Raw genomic sequence first — 16,807 nt, 5'->3', positions numbered from 1 at the left:
CGCTCAACCCCGCCCCGCCGGCGGCTGCCAGATCGGGACGTCGGTGGCGTCGATCCGGCGCGGGATCAGCTTGGCCTCGTAGAACACGTCGGCGATGGCCTGCTGCTCGCCGAGCTGGCCGCGCTCCACCGGCTCGACCGCGTAGGTCCGGCGGCTGTTGGCGGCGGCCACGACCGCGGGGGGCAGGTCGCCCCAGATCGGGGCCAGCAGCGCCACGGCCTCCTCCGGGTTCGCCTTCACCCAGCCCCCGGCCTCCACGAGGGCGCGATACACGGTCGCCACCACCTCCGGCTGCGCGGCGACGAAGCTGTCGTTGACCAGGTAGTAGCGGTGATAGCTGGTCAGGCCGCTGCCGTCGGCGATGACCCGCACCGGGCGCTTGGCCTCGGCGAAGGCCAGGAACGGGTCCCAGATCGACCACGCGTCCAGGCTGCCCTGCTCGAAGGCGGCCGCGCCCTCCGGCGCCTGGAGATAGGCCGGCTTGATGTCGGCGAAGGTCAGCCCGGCGCGCTTCAGGGCGGCGGCGAGCACGTAGTGGCTGCCCGAGCCCCGGGACACGCCGACCGTGCGGCCCTTCAGATCCGCGACGGTGCGGACCGGCGACTCGGCCGGCACGATGATCGCCTCCGCGGCCGGCGCGCCGCGCTCGCGGGCGTAGAAGGTCAGGGGCGCCCGGGCGGCCTGCGTGAAGATCGGCACCGCGTCGGCGACATCGGCGTGGATGTCGACCGCGCCCGCCGTCATGGGCTCGAGCACGCTGGTGAACAGGTGCCAGGTCGGGGTGAAGCCGAGCGGGGCGAGGCGCTCGGCGAGGGTGCCCTTCACCTTCAGCACGGTGAACAGCACCGACGAGCGCTGCATGCTGATCGTCACCGTGCGCGGGGCCGCGCGCACGGCCGGCGCGCCGAGCGCCACGGCGGCGGCCCCGCCGAGGCCCGCCCGCAGGAGGCTGCGGCGGCTCGGGGCCGTCCGGCCCACGCTATCGTCGATCATCGCGCTCTCCGGATCGTGCGGCCGGCCCGACGGCCGGCCGTCGGCGCGGCGACGGTCCTTCAAGGACTCGCGCCGCCTGTCATCGCGGTCTCTATTGAAGGCCAAAGTCGATCGCGGGATCAAGGAAACGGTCTTCCGATCTCGCCGACCCGCGTGAAAGTCCATTCTTCGCAGCGGCGCGATATCGGGGATCCTGTTCCTGTCTCTCCGGCGCGGAGCAGACCGCACCGCCGCCTCGCGCGTCCACCGTTCCGATGCGCGGCCGGGCGGCGCGGGGGATGGACCGGGTGCAGGCGGCATCGCGCGGGTTTCGGCGCGGAATGGTCTTTCGCGTCGGGCCTGTCTCGCGGGATGAACCTGTTCTCGTTGCGGCTTCTACGAAACGAGACTTCCAAAGGATCGGAGATCTCGCCGTTTCGGCTTGAGATCAGGGTACAACTCCTCGATTCCAGGCGATGCCCTCGGGGCGATGGCCGGGATCGGGGATTCGAAACCATGTCGCAGGTGGATGCGGGCTGGGGCGCGGGCCCGAGCGAACGCTACGAGGCTCTGGCGGATCGCTTCCGCCCGGTCTTCGCCGAGATCCGCGCCACGGCGGTCGCGCGGGACCGCACCCGCGGCCTGCCCCATGCCGAGATCGGCTGGCTGCGCGAGGCCACTTTCACCACCCTGCGCCTCGCGCCCGACGAGGGCGGCCACGGCGCCAGCCTGCCCGAGCTGTTCGCGCTGCTGATCGAGCTGTCCCAGGCCGATTCCAACGTCACCAATGCGCTGCGCGCGCATTTCGGCTTCACCGAGGACGCGCTCTGCGCATCGTCGGCCGAATGGCGCGCCCAGTGGATCGCCCGGATCGGCGCCGGCGCGACGATCGGCAGCGGCGTCTCGGAGACCGGGCCGGCCAAGGTCGGCGCCTTCGACACGGTGGTGCGCCGCCGCGACGGGGACCTGGTGGTCGAGGGCCGGAAATTCTACACCACCGGCTCATTGTTTGCCGACTACATTCACCTCTCGGCCGAGGACGAGGCGGGCGGGGCGGTGACGGCGGCGGTGCCGGTCCGGGCGCCGGGCGTGACCATCGTCGACGATTGGGACGGGTTCGGGCAGGGGCTGACCGCCAGCGGCACCGCGACCTTCGAGGGCGTGGTGCTGGATCCCGCGCTGATCAAGCCCGATCCGGCCCGCTTCCCCTACGCCATGGCGTTCTTCCAGCTCGTGCATCTCGCGACGCTGGCCGGCATCGGCCGGGCGGCGGCCGAGGACGTGGCCCGGCTGGTGGCCGCGCGCACCCGGGTCTACAGCCACGGCAATGCCGGCCGCACCGCGGAGGATCCGCAGATCCTGGCGGTGGTGGGCCGGGTGCGGGGCAACGCCTACGCGGCCGGCGCGGTGGTGCTCAAGGCGGCCGAGGCGCTCCAGCGGGCCTATGCGGCCCATCGGGCCGGCGACGGAGCGGTGGCGGACCGGGCCACGACGCTCGCCGATGTCGAGGTCAACCAGGCGGTGAGCGTGGTCACCGACCTCGTGCTGGAGGCGACCACGAACCTGTTCGACGCGCTGGGCGCCTCCGCGGTGAAGGCGGGTCTCGGCCTCGACCGGTACTGGCGCAACGCCCGCACCATCGCGTCCCACAACCCGCGGATCTACCGGGACCGGATCGTCGGGGCCTTCGCGGTCACGGGCGCACCGCCGCCCCGGCAGTACCGCGTCGGATCGGCGTGAGGCGGCGGCCCGGCCGCGGTGCCGGGCGCCGTGTCCGACGTCGTTCATCGTCGGTCACGGCGCGCCGCGTGCGGCGAAAATCGAGTATAGACGCACGAGGATGCTGATTCAGCAGCAATAAAGTGTTGTATGATCCTGCAGTCTGTCCCGTAAAAATAACTTTCGATGGATGAAAGTCCCCCGGATTGTCCGGGGTCGCACGTGTTATGGTTTTTTCACGACCTTGCTGTTCTAGTGGTTGACGGTCGTCGCGTGACCAAACGACTTTGAAACGGTGGCGCCGTGACATCGAGACCCGTGTTGTCGACAGGATCGCTCGGATTGCGCAGTCCGGTCAGCCGGAGGGGGGCACTGATCGCCGGCCTGTCGACGCTCGCCGGCTGCGCCACGCTGTTGCCGCCCAAGGAGACGAAGCTCACCGTCAAAATCGGGACTGCGGCGACCGTGAATCCATCGGCCGCGGATGTGTCGTCGCCGCTGCTGTTTCGCGTCTACACCCTGCGGGCCGACACCAAGTTCCTTCAGAGCGATACCCAGTCCCTCTACGATGCGGATGCCGCCACCCTCGGCACCGATCTGCTGAGCAAGCACGAATTCCTGCTGGCGCCCTCCGCCGAGGACGGCTTCACCGCGACGGTGCCGGCCGAGGCCGCCTTCGTCGCCGTGGTGGCCGGCTTCCGGCAGCTCGACGTGGCGCAGTGGCGGGCCGCGGCGCCGATCAAGGTCGCCCAGATCAACACCGCGTTGATCTGGGCGACCGGTCTCGACATGACGCTCACCGTCCAGGCGGAGCCCAAGGCCTGGCCCCTGTGACTGCGGGGTGCCGCGACGTTCGGAGCGATGACCCCCCCGCGGGGGAGCACGCCGTCCGATCGCCGGCCGACCGCGTCGTCGCGCGTTTCGCCTCCGGCCACCTCTCCTTCGCGGACGCCGCGCGGACGTTGAGGAGCGGGGAACCGCCGGTCCGGGCGGATGCCGCGCTGGCGGCGCTGCAGCGCGCCATCGACGGCCGCCTGCTGCCTTTTCGGCTCGCGTGCCTGCTGTACGACGCGGTCGCGGCGCCGGCTCCCGCCGCCGACCGAGGCGCGATCGCGGACCGCATCGGCGCGGCCGATCTCGGCCGCCTGATCGCGCGGCTGCGGGCGCAGCTCTCCCCGCCCGGAGCCCCCGCCGGGTGGGGAGAGCCCCGCATCGGTCAGGTGTTGCGCGACCGCTTCGTCCTGGATGCCGAGATCGGGCAGGGCGGCATGGGTGCGGTCTACCGCGCCATCGATCGCCGCCGCCAGGAACTCGACACGCTGTCGCCCTTCGTGGCGATCAAGATGCTGGCGCCGCGCTGGGCGGGCGACAGGACGGCGATGCGGGCGCTGGAGGCGGAGGCACGCCATACGCAGGCGCTGCGGCATCCGAACATCGTCGCGGTCCACGACTTCGACCGCGACGGCGCCGACGCCTTCATCGTGATGGAAAACCTCGTCGGCCACGCGCTCGACGTGATGCTGGACCGCTATCCGGGCTTCGCCGGCAGCGCGCTGGCCCGGGCGACCCTGACCCAGCTCCTGGACGGCCTGGCCGCGGCGCATGCCCGCGGCGTCATCCACGCGGACCTAAAACCCTCCAACCTGTTCATCTGCACCGACGGGGACCTGAAGATCCTGGATTTCGGCATCGCGGCGATCCTGTGGGAGGGCGGCGCCGACAGCGCGATCGGGCGGGCCATCACCCCGGCCTATGTGAGCCCCGAGCGCCTGTCCGGCCAGCCCCAGACCCTGCGCGACGATGTCTATGCCCTGGGCTGCCTGATCCACCTGTTCCTGACCGGCCGGCATCCCTTCGCCCGCCTCGACGCGCGCGAGGCGCGGCGGAGGGGGTGCGTGCCCATGCCGATCACGGGCGTGTCCGACGCCATCAACGCCCTCGTGGCGCGCGCCCTGTCGTTCGATCCGGCCGCGCGGCCCATCAACGCGTGCGAGGTTCAGGCCGGCATCCGCTTCCCGTGAGACCCGGCCGACGGCCGCCCCTCCGTGATGAGGTCCGCGATCCGGTGCAGGCCGGCGGCGAAGGCGGTCCAGGCGGGGGACTGGCCCGGGCGCGGGCTGCGGCCCGGCGGCCCGATCCCGTCGCAGCGGGGCAGGATGGCGGCGACCGGCCGGCGGCAGGACGCCGCCATCGCGTCGGCGCAGGCCTGGACGTCGAGCCCCGGCGCGGCCTGATTGCCGACGATCAGCATCCGGGCGGGTTCGAGCCGCTCCAGCAGCGTCAGGTCCAGGCCGGCGTGCCGCTGCGGCTCGGTGGGCAGCAGGACGAGCAGGCAATCGGCCAGGGCGGCGGCCAGAACGGCGTCGTCGCCGAACCCCGCCGGCGCGTCGAGGATCAGCAGGTCGAGGGCCAGGACCTCCATCGCCTGGCGCAGGCCGCGGGCGAGCCGGCCGGGATCGAGTCCGTCGTTCAGCAGGCGGGCGATCTCCCCGGGGGCCGGGCTGGCCGGCAGCAGGTACAGCCCGGCCCCGGCCGGCAGCGGCCCGGGCAGGTCGCCCCCGAGGTCCAGGGCCGCCTCGGCGATCCCGCAGCGGTGCCAGAGGAAGTCGTTGAGGCAGGCCGTGGCGGCCACGCCGAACAGCGCGTGCAGGTCCGGCGCCCGCAGGCAGCAATCCGCGACGCCGACCCGCCGCCCGCCGCGGGCCGCCTGCACCGCGAGGTGGCCGGCGAGCGTGGTCGTGCCGACGCCGCCGCGCGGGCTGTGGACGGTGACGATCACCGGCCCGGAATCCTCAGCGCCGGATCGCCCAGAGTTCCATATGCGCGTCCGGGAAGTCCCCCGACAAATGGACGGCGACGCCGCCGGAGGTGGCGAGACTCGCCCAGAGCGGACTGTCCGGCTTGAGCTCGAAATAGACCGCGCCGGAATGGTAGGGGAGCTGGCGCGGCGCCACCGCCAGCGGCTGTACCGGGATGCCGGGCAATTGCACGTTGACCAGCTCGCGGATCTGCTCCACCGGGCCGATCTTGATCAGCGCCGGCAGCGCCCGGCGGATCGTGTCCTCCGGCAGGGCCGCCTTCACCACCAGCACGAAGCCCGCGGTGGTCAGCAGGGTCTTGTCCGGGATGAGTCCGACGCGGATGCCGTATTTGCGGTCCTGCAGCGGGATCTGGATCGCCGATTGCTCGATCACGGCGCTGAGCGAGCGCCGCAGCGCCAGCATCACATCGGCGATCAGCGTCGCGAGGGTCCGCCAGACTTCGGCGGCGAGGGTGTTCTGCATGCTCTCCGACGCGACGACACCGATCGCGGCAATCGCCAGGATCGCGTCGTCCACCGCCTTGTCCCGGTAGATGACCCGTGACGCGGCGCGTTCCGGGATCGGCCCGGCGCAGCTCCAGCGCGCGATGATGTCCCGCAGGCCGTGGCAGACCAGAATCGCCGGCTGCGGGTTCTGCTTCGATGTCGACGCGGTGGTCCAGGCGATCGAGGAGAGCTGCTCGAGGCCGAAGCCGGCATCCCTGTCGATGGTCCGCCGGGGTTCGATCCTGATGGCCGCGCCGACCGCCTTTTCGAGGGCAGCCCGGGCGTCCGCCGTCAGGGGCCGGGGGGCATGCAGGCGGTAGAGGGGATCCCGGAAGGCCACGTGGGTTCCGATCCGGGCGATGATCTCGATGTCGGTGTCGTGACGCGCTGCGGACCGCTCGATGGCCGGCACGTCCAGGTCGCAGACCACGCCATAGGCGTCCGTGCGGACGATCTGCGACCACGGCAGGCCCTCGCGCGGCGTCCGGCGCGTGGCCTCGATCAGGGGCTGCTCCGCCGCGCGGGCCTTCAACGTGTGGCCATGGATCGCGGTGACGACCGAGTGGGGCCGCATCTGATCGATGGTGCTGTAGATCAGGATAACCACCAGGCACAGCGCGGCCCCGGTCATCAGGAGCGACAGCAGGGCCCCGAGGATCGGTTTGTGCTCGGGGCTGGCGCTGCCCAGCGTCAGCAGGACGAACACGCTGAGCCCGACGAAGAAGCCGAAGCTGACCTTGTTCGAGCGCCGCTGAATGAACTGGTCGTAGACGTCCGTGGAGAGCGTCGCGGCCGTCTGCTGCACGGCGATCAGCAGGAGCGAGAAGGTGATCGAGGTCACCGTGATCATGCCGGACGCGACCGTGCCGAGGAGGCTCGCGATCGCGGCGGTGTCACCGAGCAGGTGAGCCAGCCACGGCAACGGGGCGGGACCGGGCCCGCCCCAGAGGATGTCGTCGAGGACGTAGGTCAGCGCGAAGAGGCCGAAGAACCCGGCGATGACGATGAGCGGCAGGCCGATGAACTCGCGCAGCGACCGCCTTGCGAGCGCCAGGAGCCGATCGACCACGTGGCTTGCGATCCTTATCGGGCGACGGCGGGCAGGCTTCCGGATCGGTGCGTCACGCCGATGCCCCGGTCGGGAGGGCGCGGTGCGGGCCGGTCCCGACCAGCGCCGCTCGACGCTCGACCGCGTGCACCGGCGGCCCGATCAGCGACGCATGTCCGTGGGCAGGTGCTGGATCGGATCGACCGTGCCGCCGTTTCCCGCGCCCTGCACCGACCCCCCCGACGTCATCACATCGGTGGACGAACTGATGGCGCTGGGCGGCGCGACGCGACCCGTCGACTGGTCGGCCGGCGCCACCGGACTGTCGGACCGATGGGTCCCCGGAGGAAGGGTCGCGGGCGTGGGTTGGTCGATCCGGCTCCCCGCCGACTGCGCTTGCGCCGCGCTCGACATCGCCAGGATCATGAGTCCGAGACCGCCGACGGTTCCCAGACAGGCCGAAAAGGGACGCGCAGATCGCTTGAACAATGGAGTGTCCTTGAAGGAGTAGGCCTCGGTCCCCGGCCATGCGCGGCGAGCCGCGCGTGGCCGGGGTTGCGGATGGTCGAGCCGCTCCGGCGCCGCGCTCGACCGGACTTGCGCGCCCTACTTGACGCCGCTCGGCTGGCCGGTCGGCCCCATACCGTTTCCGCGGCCGTTCGGCGCCGACGCGGAGGCCGTCCCAGCCCCCTTCCGCATCATGTGCCGCCGATGCTTCGTCGCGCGGTTCCGGGTCATCCGAGCCCAGCTTGTCGGAGCGCCGTTCAATCCCGCGACCCGATCGCCGCCGCGAGCGGTCGCCGGTGTGGCCAGGCTCGTGGCAACGATCATGAAGCCTGCGGCCAATCCCATGAACCTGAGTGACATGATCGTTACCCCCCCCTGGAATTATGGAAACAATCTGGAAACAGAGATCCGAACTCTAGGTGGCCTGAATAGTTCCGCAGTCAGAAACGCGTCATCCGTTCCGCGAAACGATCCCCGGGCGGAACGACCGCTCTCAAGCGCAGCTCCGACAGGGGGCACGGCAGCGTCGGGCCGGACGCGGGGCGACCGCCCGGCCTGATCCCGCCTCGGACCGATCCGCTCGGGGATACGGGCATCGGTGCCGCTGCCCGGGAGACAGCGCAGGGGAGACGTCGCATGACGGAAGGTGCCCGGATCGTCCATGTCGTGTTCGGCCGGTCGGTCGCCGCCACGCTGCGCGACACCCTGGCGTCGCTCGGCATCCCTGAGCCCGTGATCGGCCTGCCCGACAGCCTCAGCGTCGGTCCCATCGACCCGGCCGATGCGGATACCCGGCAGGCCTGGGACAGGTCCGTCCTGCGGTCGGGGTCCGCGCTGCGGGATGAACGCGACGACGACCCGATCGACGCGGAACAGGCCTGGGCCGCGGCGACCGCGCCCGGCACCGCGCCGGTGTTCTGGGCGTGCCTGCGCGCGCCGGCGGAGCACGCCTGCTTTCTGGCCTTCGCCGCCCGGATGCACGGGAGGCCCTTCGATTTCGTCGACGCGACCGACCTCGACATCACGACGGCGGACGGGATCCGGAGCCCCTGGTCCCTCGGTATGCTGCGGCGGCAGGACATCGTCGCGTCCAACCTCTACGCGCGCCGGCGTCCGCTCTCGCCCGACGCGCGTCGGGCGGCGTCGGATGCGTGGTCGCGCCTGCAGCGCGAGAACGCGCCGTTCCGGATCGTGCGGGACGGGCGCTTGGTGTCGGCACCGCTCACGCATTACGACGCCCTGCTGGTCGGGCAGGCCGGCCCGGACTGGGAGATCGCCGCGCGCCTGATCGGCCGGGCGATGGCGACGTTCTGGGACGCGCCGAGCGGCGACGGCACGGGGGACGCCGTCCTGTTCGGGCGCATGCTGGCGCTGGGGGAGGCCGGCGCCCTCGAGATCGCCGGTCCCGGACCGGGCCTGCGCGCCTATCAGGTCCGCCGTCCGGCCGGGTGAGAGGCGACCCGACGGGATGCGGTGCCCGCACCCCATCCCGGGCGATCCGACCTGCTGTCCGGCCATGCCGACGCGCTTGCCGCGCCCGATCCGCTGCGCCACGGGGGACGGCGCCCGGCAAACCTGTCGCCGGCCGGCAGGCCGTGCCGGGGCGGCGTGCTACGCCCTGCAGCGCGCGACGACCTGGCGGAGGGACTCGCGCTCCTGGGCCGGTGCGAAGCGATCGGCGCGCTCTGTACAAAAGGCGCCGAGGGCGCTCAGGAACCCGGGCTCCTCTTCGGCCCGCAGGAGCAGGGCGGCCAGGGCCGCGTCGTCGCCGACCGGGAAATAGCCGGGATAGGTCGGTCCCAGCAGGCCGCGGGTGCCCGGAATGTCGGAGGCGATCACCGGCAGGCCGGCCACGACGGCCTCCGACACCACGTTGGCCCCGCCCTCCTGGTGGGAACTGAGGACCATGACACGCCCGCGGGTCAGCCAGCGCCGCACCAGGGATCCGGGCCGGTCCCCGAGCCACAGGTAGCGCGGATTCTCGGCCATCTCGGCGTGCGCCCGGGCCGCCCAGACCGCCTCGTGGGCCCCGCCGAGATGGACGACGCGCAAGCGCGACCGGGCCGGAAGCCGCCGGGCGGCGCGGGCGGCGCGGAACGGGTCCTTCTCGGCGCGCAGGTGTCCGACGACGAGGACCTCGAACGCCTCCGCGGAGGCCGGCCAGCGCTGGCGACGGGGCAGGGCGGACTGGAACACGACATCGACCTTGGCGCGGTGACGCTCCGGAAGGGCGGCGGGGATCAGGTCGTGCAGGCCGATCAGCCGGTCGGCCAGGTCGAGCGAGCGCAGCGTCGGCTCCGGGTCGGCCGCGAGATAGTGGTAGACGTCGGTGCCGGTCAGGGCGACGATGAGCGGCCGCTCCGGGTGGAGCGCCTTGAAGCGCGCGATGGACGCGGCGCTGCGCCAGGCGTGCAGCGCCAGCATCAGGTCGGCCTCGCTCTCCGGATCGTAGATCGTTGCCACGTCGACTTGATGGCCGAGATCGCCGAGGATGCGGGCCCAGCGCATCGCCGTCGTCCGGTTCCCGGCGCGCGACCGCTTCGCCGCCGGCGTGATGAGGCTGATCTTCATGATTGCGACAGGCTTCCAGGACGTCTGATGACCGCACAGGTTTCCGCCGCCGATCTCGTGGCGATGCTGCAGGACTCCCGGGCGCGAACGCTCGAACTCGTGGCAGGCCTCGACCGTGCGCAACGCATGGGGCCACAGCACGACATCGTGAACCCCCTCCTCTGGGAAATCGGGCATCTCGCCTGGTTCCACGAACAGTTCATCCTGCGCGGCCCCGACGGACATCCGCCCCTGATGGACGGGGCCGATGCGCTCTACGATTCCGCGCGGGTGCCCCACGCGACGCGCTGGTCGATCCCGCTGCCGGCGCTGCCCGAGACCCTGGCCTACATGGCCCGCGTCCACGCGGCCCTGATCCGGCGTCTCGCCGATCGCGAGCCCACACCCGAGGAGGCCGATCTCTACCAGCTCGTGATCTTCCACGAGGACATGCACGACGAGGCCTTCACCTACACGCGCCAGACCCTCGGCTACCCCGCGCCCGCCTTCGCCGCATCGGCCTCCGCCCGGCCTGCGGGAACCGGTCCCTGGCCCGGCGACGTCGCCGTGGGCGGCGGGACCTGGCGGCTCGGGGCGGAGCCCGGCGGCGGCTTCGTCTTCGACAACGAGAAATGGGCGCATCCCGTCTCCGTCGCACCGTTCCGCATCGCCCGCGCGCCGGTGACCAACGCCGAGTTCGCGGCCTTCGTGGCGGATGGCGGCTACCGGGAGGCGGCCTACTGGGACGCGGAGGGCGCGCGCTGGCGCGACGGCTGCGGCGCCGAGCACCCAATCTACTGGACGCGTCGCGGCACGCGGGACTGGACCGTTCGCAGATTCGACCGGGACGCGCCGCTGGCCCCCGACCAGCCGGTCGTCCACGTCAGCTGGCACGAGGCCAACGCCTATTGCCGCTGGGCGGGACGGCGCCTGCCCACGGAGGCGGAGTGGGAGGCCGCCGCCGCCGGTGCCCCGGCCCGCGACGGGACCCTCGACACGGCCAAGCGCCCCTACCCCTGGGGCGAGGCGGCGCCCACCCCCGAGCGCGCCAATCTCGACGGCGGCCATCTCGGCTGCGTCGACGTCGCCGCCTACCCCGCGGGCGACAGCGCCTGGGGCTGCCGGCAGATGCTCGGCAACGTCTGGGAATGGACGGCGAGTCCGTTCCTGCCCTTCCCCGGCTTCGCGCCCGATGCCTACAAGGAGTATTCGGAGCCCGCCTTCGGGACCCGCAAGGTGCTGCGCGGCGGCGCCTGGGCGACCCGCGCGCGCATGGTCGACACCGCCTATCGCAACTTCTTCGGCCCGGACCGCCGCGACGTCTTCGCCGGCTTCCGCACCGTGGCGCTCTAGCCGCGCGCAGCAGGCGCACGAGGCGGGATCGAACCCGCCTCAGGCCTCGACCTGGATGCCGGGGGGGCCGGCCTCGAACCGACCGACGATGGCGGCCTGCGCGAAGCCCGCGGCGCGGACCTGGGCCAGGATCGCCTCGGCCCGACCGGGCGCGCAGGTCACGAGCAGGCCGCCGGAGGTCTGGGGATCGGTCAGGATGTGGCGGCGCCAGTCCGGCAGACCCTCGGGCAGGGTCACGTGGTCGCCGAAGCTCGCCCAGTTGCGGTGCGAGGCCCCGGTGACGAAGCCGTCCCGCGCGAGCGCCTCGGCCCGGGGCAGGAGCGGGATCGCGCCGCCCGCGACGACGAAGGTCAGGCCGGCGCCGCGCGCGAGTTCGAGGCCGTGGCCGAGGAGGCCGAAGCCGGTGATGTCGGTGATGGCGTGGACCTCCGCGTCGCCCGCGAGATCCGCCCCGACCCTGTTGAGGCGCGTCGTGGTGGCGACGAAATCGGCATAGCCCGCGGCATCGAGGGCCTCGCGCTTGATCGCGGCGGAGTAGATCCCGACGCCGAGGGGCTTGGTCAGGATGGCCACGTCGCCGACCCGGGCGTCGGCGTTGCGCCGGACGCGGGCCCGGTCGCACAGGCCGATCACCGCGAGGCCGTAGATCGGCTCCGGCGTGTCGATCGAGTGGCCGCCCGCGATGGGGATGCCCGCCTCCGCGCAGGTCGCGGCGCCGCCCTTCAGGATCCGGGCGACGACCTCGGGGGCGATCTTGCCCACCGGCATGCCCAGGATGGCGAGCGCGAGGATCGGCTTGCCGCCCATGGCGTAGACGTCGGAGATCGCGTTGGTGGCGGCGATCCGGCCGAAATCGTGGGGATCGTCCACCATCGGCGTGAAGAAGTCCGTGGTGGCGATCAGGCAGGTCCCGTCATCCAGCGCCCAGACCGCGGCGTCGTCGGCCGTCTCGTTGCCGACGAGCAGGCGCTCGAACGGGCCGGCCACCGGCTGGTCGGCCAGCAGCGTGCGCAGCACCGCGGGGTCGAGCTTGCAGCCGCATCCCCCGCCATGGGCGAGGCTGGTGAGGCGAACCGGGGGCGTGTCCATAGTTGATTCCTGTGGCATCGGGGGCTGTGACGGGCGCGGGTTGGGCCGGTCCTACCAGACAAGGGCCCGCCGCCGCGATCGCGCGGCATCGCCCGGCGAAATCCATCCGCGACACGGGGTCGCCCGGCGCGGCGAACCCGCGCCGGCACGCGCGCATCGTCCCGGGAGGCGGGTTCCGGCTTTCGGGAAAAGACGATGCGGATCAGAAAATTAGCGTCGCGTCCCGGTTCCGGTTTCCGCGACGATGCGCTAGCCGTCAAGGGACGGGTCCATCGGCCTCCGCCTGCGGGCGTCGAATGTCGGAACACGGCTGGGAGCGGCGATGCTGAGACGGACGTTGAACGGTGCGTTGCTGGCGGGGCTGGGAAGTCTCGTCGTGTCCGGTCCCGCGGGCGCGCAGGAGCGCGCCAAGCCGGCCTTCGTCTTCACCGGCATTCCCGACCAGGACGAGAGCCGCCTCGTGGAGCGCTTCGGCAAGGTCGCGACCTATCTCGAGGACAAGCTCGGCGTGCCCGTGACGTACATCCCCGTGAAGAGCTACCCGGCGGCGGTGACGGCCTTCACCAACGGTCAGGTCCAGCTCGCGTGGTTCGGCGGATTCACCGGGGTGCAGGCGCGCAAGGCCTCCCCCGGCGCGCAGGCGATCGCGCAGGGCGCGGAGGACGCGGCCTTCAAGACCTACCTCATCGCCAACACCAAGACCGGGCTGACGAAGGCGGCCGACTTCCCGAAGGCGATCGCCGGCAGGACGTTCACGTTCGGCTCCCGCGCCTCGACCTCGGGGCGCCTGATGCCGGAATACTTCATCCGCGAGGCGTTCCCGGGCAAGACCCCGGACGAGGTGTTCGCCCGCGTGGGCTTCTCCGGGGACCACAGCCGCACCATCCAGCTCGTCCAGTCCGGGGCCTTCGAGGTCGGGGCGGTCGACTACTCGGTCTGGGACCTCGACAGCAAGGCCGGCAAGGTCGATCCGAAGGAGGTCGGCATCATCTGGGAGAGCCCGCCCTTTCCCGACTACCAGTGGACCGTGCGGGGCGATGTCGACGCGATCTACGGCGCCGGCTTCACGGACAAGCTGAGGGCGGCGCTCGTCGGCATCACCGATCCGGCCATCCTCGCGCCCTTCGCCCGCTCGAAGTTCATCCCCGTGACCAATGCTGCCTACGCGCCGATCGAGCGGGTGGCGAAATCCACGGGCCTGCTGGACTGACGCGGGCGCAGCGCGGTGACCGTACCCCGACCCGAGCCGGAGATCGTCCTGTCGGGCGCCCGGGCGGCTTATGACGGCAAGCCCGTCCTGTTCGGGGTGGACCTGACCATCCGGGCCGGCGAGCGGGTCGCCCTGATGGGACGCTCGGGGGCGGGGAAGTCGACCCTGCTCGGGTTGATCCACGCCCAGGCGCGGGCCCGCACCGCGCTGATCCCCCAGGCGGCGGCCCTGGTGCGGACCCTGTCGGTCTTCCACAACGTCTATATGGGCCGGCTCGACCGGCGCTCGACCCTGCACAACCTGCGCACCCTGGCGTTTCCGGCCCGCGCCGACCTGTCGGAGATCCGGGACGTGCTCGGGGAGGTCGGGCTCGCCGGAGAACTCCGCGCCAAGGCCGGCGCCCTGTCGGGGGGGCAGCAGCAGCGCGTCTCCGTGGCGCGCGCGCTCTATGACGGGCGCCCGATCCTGATCGGCGACGAACCGGTCTCGGCCCTGGACCGCGCGCAGGGCGGCCGCGTCTTGGAGCGTCTGGCCGCCCGCCACGAGACCCTGGTGCTGGCCCTCCACGACATCGCCCTGGCGCTCGCGCATACCGACCGGATCGTCGTCCTCGATGCCGGGCGCATCGTGCTCGACGCCCCCGCCCGCGACCTTGACGAAGCGGCCCTGGTCCCGTTCTACGGGCAGGCCGCGTGAGCGTCCTCCGCCGGATCCCGGGCTGGGGCTACGCGGCGGTGACGCGCTGGTTCGCGGCCGGCGCGCTGGCCGCGCTCCTGGCGGCCGATCTCGCCGTCACCAGCCTCCATCCCTGGGCCGACCTGCGGCGCCTGCTCGGCGGCCTGCTCCATCCGGACTTCCCGGCGGTGGAGGTCTGGAGCGTCGTCTACACCATCGCGTTCGCGATCCTCGGGGTGACGCTGGGGGCCGGGGCCGGCTTCGTCCTCGCCATACCCTTCGCCCGGGCCCGGAGCGTGCGCCTCGTCTGCGCCGGCCTGCGCTCCGTGCACGAGCTGTTCTGGGCGCTGCTCCTGATGCAGGTGTTCGGCCTGTCGGCCACCACCGGCATCCTCGCCATCGCGCTGCCCTATGCGGGCATCTGCGCCAAGGTCTATTCCGAGATCATGGAGGAGGCCGACCTCGCGGCCCTGCGGGTGCTGCCCGCGGGAACCGGTGCCGTCTCGGCCTTCGTCTACGGCCGCCTGCCGGACGTGGCCGCCGCCTTCCGGCATTACACGCTCTACCGGTTCGAATGCGCCATGCGCTCGACCCTGGTGCTCGGCTTCATCGGCCTGCCGACCATGGGCTTCTACCTCGAATCCGCCTTCCGGCAGGGTCGCTACACCGAGGCTGGGGCCCTGCTCCTCGTGTTCTACGCCCTGATCGGCTCGCGCCGGCTGTGGATGCGGCTCGCGACCCTGCCGGTCCTCCTCGTCGCCAGCGTCCTCGCCCTGCCGCGGACCGTCGGGACGACGCACTGGCTCGCCAGCCTGGGACGCTTCGTGACGCACGACATCGTCCCGAGCCCGCTCCGGTCCGGCGCGCTCCTCGACCCGGCGACCTGGAGCCGGCTCGGGCTCTGGTTCCAGCCGATCCTCACCCAGCAGATCCTGCCCGGCGCGGTCCAGACCCTGGTGCTCGCCCAGGTCGCGCTGGTCGCCACCGCGCTGGGCGCCCTGCTCCTGTTCCCCCTGGCCTCCCGCCGGTTCGCCGGTCCGATCGGCCAGCCGTTCGGGCGCGTCCTCCTCGTCGTCGTGCGCTCGACGCCGGAATACATGCTCGCCTACGTGCTGCTGCAGCTGCTCGGACCCTCGATGCTGCCGGCGATCCTGGCGCTGACGATCCACAATGCCGGCATCGTCGGCTATCTGATGGGGCGTCATGCCGACGATCTCCCCTACCGGGCCGACGCCCCGACGGGCCTGAACCTCTACAGCTACGAGACGGTGCCGCGGCTCTACGGGCAGTTCCTGGCCTACCTGCTCTACCGCTGGGAACTGATCCTGCGCGAGAGCGCGATCTTCGGCATCCTCGGCGTCGCGACGCTGGGCTTCTACGTCGACGCCGCGATCTCGGAGCTGCGCCTGGACGTCGCCGTGCTGCTGATCGGGGCGACCGCCCTCCTGACCATGCTGGTGGACGCCCTGTCGCGGACCCTGCGCCGGTCCCTGCGCCTCACCGAGCTGCCGATCCGCCTGTCCGAGCCCCGGCACGGATCCGCCCCGAACCCACCCCTCCGGACGGCCTGCTCCTGACGGGCCCGCGGCCCTTCACCGACCCGTGGCTGCGACCGTGTCGTCCAGTCCGATCTGTGAGCCCGCCGGGCGAGGGGCCGGGCGAGGCGCGGGACGCGTGCGGGTGAGATCCGGACCGCGGTCGCCTCGCGGCTCGGCCGCGCTCACGCGGCCTGGCGGGAGGCGGCGAGCCGCTCGGCATACTCGATCGCCTCGATCAGGCTGCGCTCGTTGGCGGTCCCCTGGCCGGCGATGTCGAAGGCGGTGCCGTGATCGACCGAGGTGCGGATGATCGGCAGCCCGAGGGTGATGTTCACCCCCGACAGGTCCATCCACTTGCCGGTGGCGGGATCGATCTCGAACCCCAGGAGCTTCACCGGGATGTGCCCCTGGTCGTGGTACATGGCGACCACCGCGTCGTATTGGCCGGCGCGCAGCTTCACGAACACCGTGTCGCCCGGCACCGGGCCGTGGATGTTCAGCCCGTCGGCATTGGCCTGCGCGATCACCGGGGTACTGACATCGATGTCCTCGCGCCCGAACAGGCCGCCCTCGCCGGCATGGGGGTTCAGCGCGGCGATGGCGATCTTCGGGTTCGTGATACCCAGGCGCTTCAGGGATTTGCCGGTGAGGTCGATCACGAGGCGCAGGCGCTCCGGGGTCAGGCGCTAGGGCACGTCCTGCAGGGCGACGGGGGTGGTGACGTGCGAAACACGCATGTTGCCGTGAGCGAGCATCATCACCGAGCGGAGCACGCCGGTCAGCTCAGCCAGCATCTTGGTCTTGCCGTCATACTGGAAGCCACCCATGTTCAGCGATCC

Annotated in this window: 14 protein-coding genes and 1 pseudogene; 8 read left to right on the top strand and 7 right to left on the bottom strand. The window is 72.0% G+C overall.

Features of this window, described 5'->3' with window-relative positions:
* Positions 1-3: 3 nt before the first annotated feature.
* The gene (locus MKK69_RS14820) at positions 4-993 is read right to left on the bottom strand and encodes an ABC transporter substrate-binding protein (protein WP_243968914.1); all 990 of its coding nucleotides are present in this window, start codon (positions 991-993) and stop codon (positions 4-6) included.
* Between the two features lie 495 nt (positions 994-1,488).
* On the opposite strand from MKK69_RS14820, the gene MKK69_RS14815 reads away from it, so the two are divergent.
* From MKK69_RS14815 to MKK69_RS14805, 3 genes are all read left to right on the top strand, one after another.
* On the top strand, positions 1,489-2,712 hold the full coding sequence (locus MKK69_RS14815) for a monooxygenase (RefSeq protein WP_243968913.1): 1,224 nt from the start codon (positions 1,489-1,491) through the stop codon (positions 2,710-2,712).
* A gap of 321 nt (positions 2,713-3,033) precedes the next feature.
* Entirely contained in the window at positions 3,034-3,525 is a 492-nt protein-coding gene (gene tssJ / locus MKK69_RS14810; protein WP_243968911.1) for a type VI secretion system lipoprotein TssJ, read from the top strand.
* A gap of 128 nt (positions 3,526-3,653) precedes the next feature.
* Entirely contained in the window at positions 3,654-4,712 is a 1,059-nt protein-coding gene (locus MKK69_RS14805; RefSeq protein WP_243968909.1) for a serine/threonine-protein kinase, read from the top strand.
* On the opposite strand, the gene MKK69_RS14800 is transcribed toward MKK69_RS14805, so the two are convergent.
* The 3 genes from MKK69_RS14800 to MKK69_RS14790 form a co-directional block, all read right to left on the bottom strand.
* Positions 4,688-5,470 carry a tyrosine-protein kinase family protein gene (locus MKK69_RS14800; protein ID WP_243968907.1) on the bottom strand — a complete coding sequence of 261 codons (783 nt, stop codon included), beginning with the start codon at positions 5,468-5,470 and terminating at the stop codon, positions 4,688-4,690. The genes MKK69_RS14805 and MKK69_RS14800 overlap by 25 nt on opposite strands.
* Before the next feature lie 13 nt (positions 5,471-5,483).
* Entirely contained in the window at positions 5,484-7,067 is a 1,584-nt protein-coding gene (gene tssK, locus MKK69_RS14795; RefSeq protein WP_243968905.1) for a type VI secretion system baseplate subunit TssK, read from the bottom strand.
* Positions 7,068-7,208: 141 nt separating this feature from the next.
* Positions 7,209-7,535, bottom strand: coding sequence for a hypothetical protein (locus MKK69_RS14790; RefSeq protein WP_243968903.1), 327 nt, complete (start codon positions 7,533-7,535; stop codon positions 7,209-7,211).
* Between the two features lie 654 nt (positions 7,536-8,189).
* Between MKK69_RS14790 and MKK69_RS14785 the strand changes: the two genes are divergently transcribed.
* Complete coding sequence (locus MKK69_RS14785) at positions 8,190-9,005, top strand: DUF3658 domain-containing protein (protein ID WP_243968900.1); 816 nt, start codon at positions 8,190-8,192, stop codon at positions 9,003-9,005.
* A 159-nt stretch (positions 9,006-9,164) separates the two neighbouring features.
* On the opposite strand, the gene senB is transcribed toward MKK69_RS14785, so the two are convergent.
* Positions 9,165-10,124: a selenoneine biosynthesis selenosugar synthase SenB gene (senB, locus tag MKK69_RS14780; RefSeq protein WP_243968898.1), complete on the bottom strand. Its 960-nt coding sequence runs from the start codon at positions 10,122-10,124 to the stop codon at positions 9,165-9,167.
* A 27-nt stretch (positions 10,125-10,151) separates the two neighbouring features.
* Between senB and senA the strand changes: the two genes are divergently transcribed.
* Positions 10,152-11,456: a selenoneine synthase SenA gene (gene senA, locus MKK69_RS14775; protein ID WP_243968896.1), complete on the top strand. Its 1,305-nt coding sequence runs from the start codon at positions 10,152-10,154 to the stop codon at positions 11,454-11,456.
* Between the two features lie 39 nt (positions 11,457-11,495).
* Here the strand turns inward: senA and selD are convergent, their stop codons facing one another.
* On the bottom strand, positions 11,496-12,545 hold the full coding sequence (gene selD, locus MKK69_RS14770) for a selenide, water dikinase SelD (protein WP_243968894.1): 1,050 nt from the start codon (positions 12,543-12,545) through the stop codon (positions 11,496-11,498).
* 322 nt (positions 12,546-12,867) lie between these two features.
* Between selD and MKK69_RS14765 the strand changes: the two genes are divergently transcribed.
* The 3 genes from MKK69_RS14765 to MKK69_RS14755 are packed head-to-tail and all read left to right on the top strand — an operon-like array spanning position 12,868 to position 16,007.
* Entirely contained in the window at positions 12,868-13,755 is an 888-nt protein-coding gene (locus tag MKK69_RS14765; protein WP_243968892.1) for a putative selenate ABC transporter substrate-binding protein, read from the top strand.
* 15 nt (positions 13,756-13,770) lie between these two features.
* Complete coding sequence (locus MKK69_RS14760; RefSeq protein WP_243968890.1) at positions 13,771-14,451, top strand: ATP-binding cassette domain-containing protein; 681 nt, start codon at positions 13,771-13,773, stop codon at positions 14,449-14,451.
* Positions 14,448-16,007 carry a PhnE/PtxC family ABC transporter permease gene (locus tag MKK69_RS14755; RefSeq protein WP_243968888.1) on the top strand — a complete coding sequence of 520 codons (1,560 nt, stop codon included), beginning with the start codon at positions 14,448-14,450 and terminating at the stop codon, positions 16,005-16,007. Before MKK69_RS14760 ends, MKK69_RS14755 begins: the two co-directional genes overlap by 4 nt.
* A 143-nt stretch (positions 16,008-16,150) precedes the next feature.
* Here MKK69_RS14755 and MKK69_RS14750 read toward each other — a convergent pair.
* Positions 16,151-16,807: pseudogene (locus tag MKK69_RS14750) on the bottom strand (PdxA family protein); the annotation flags it as partial.

The organism is Methylobacterium sp. J-026 (assembly GCF_022829585.1).
Classification (GTDB): Bacteria; Pseudomonadota; Alphaproteobacteria; order Rhizobiales; family Beijerinckiaceae; genus Methylobacterium.
This window is presented reverse-complemented; position numbering and strand designations above follow the sequence as displayed.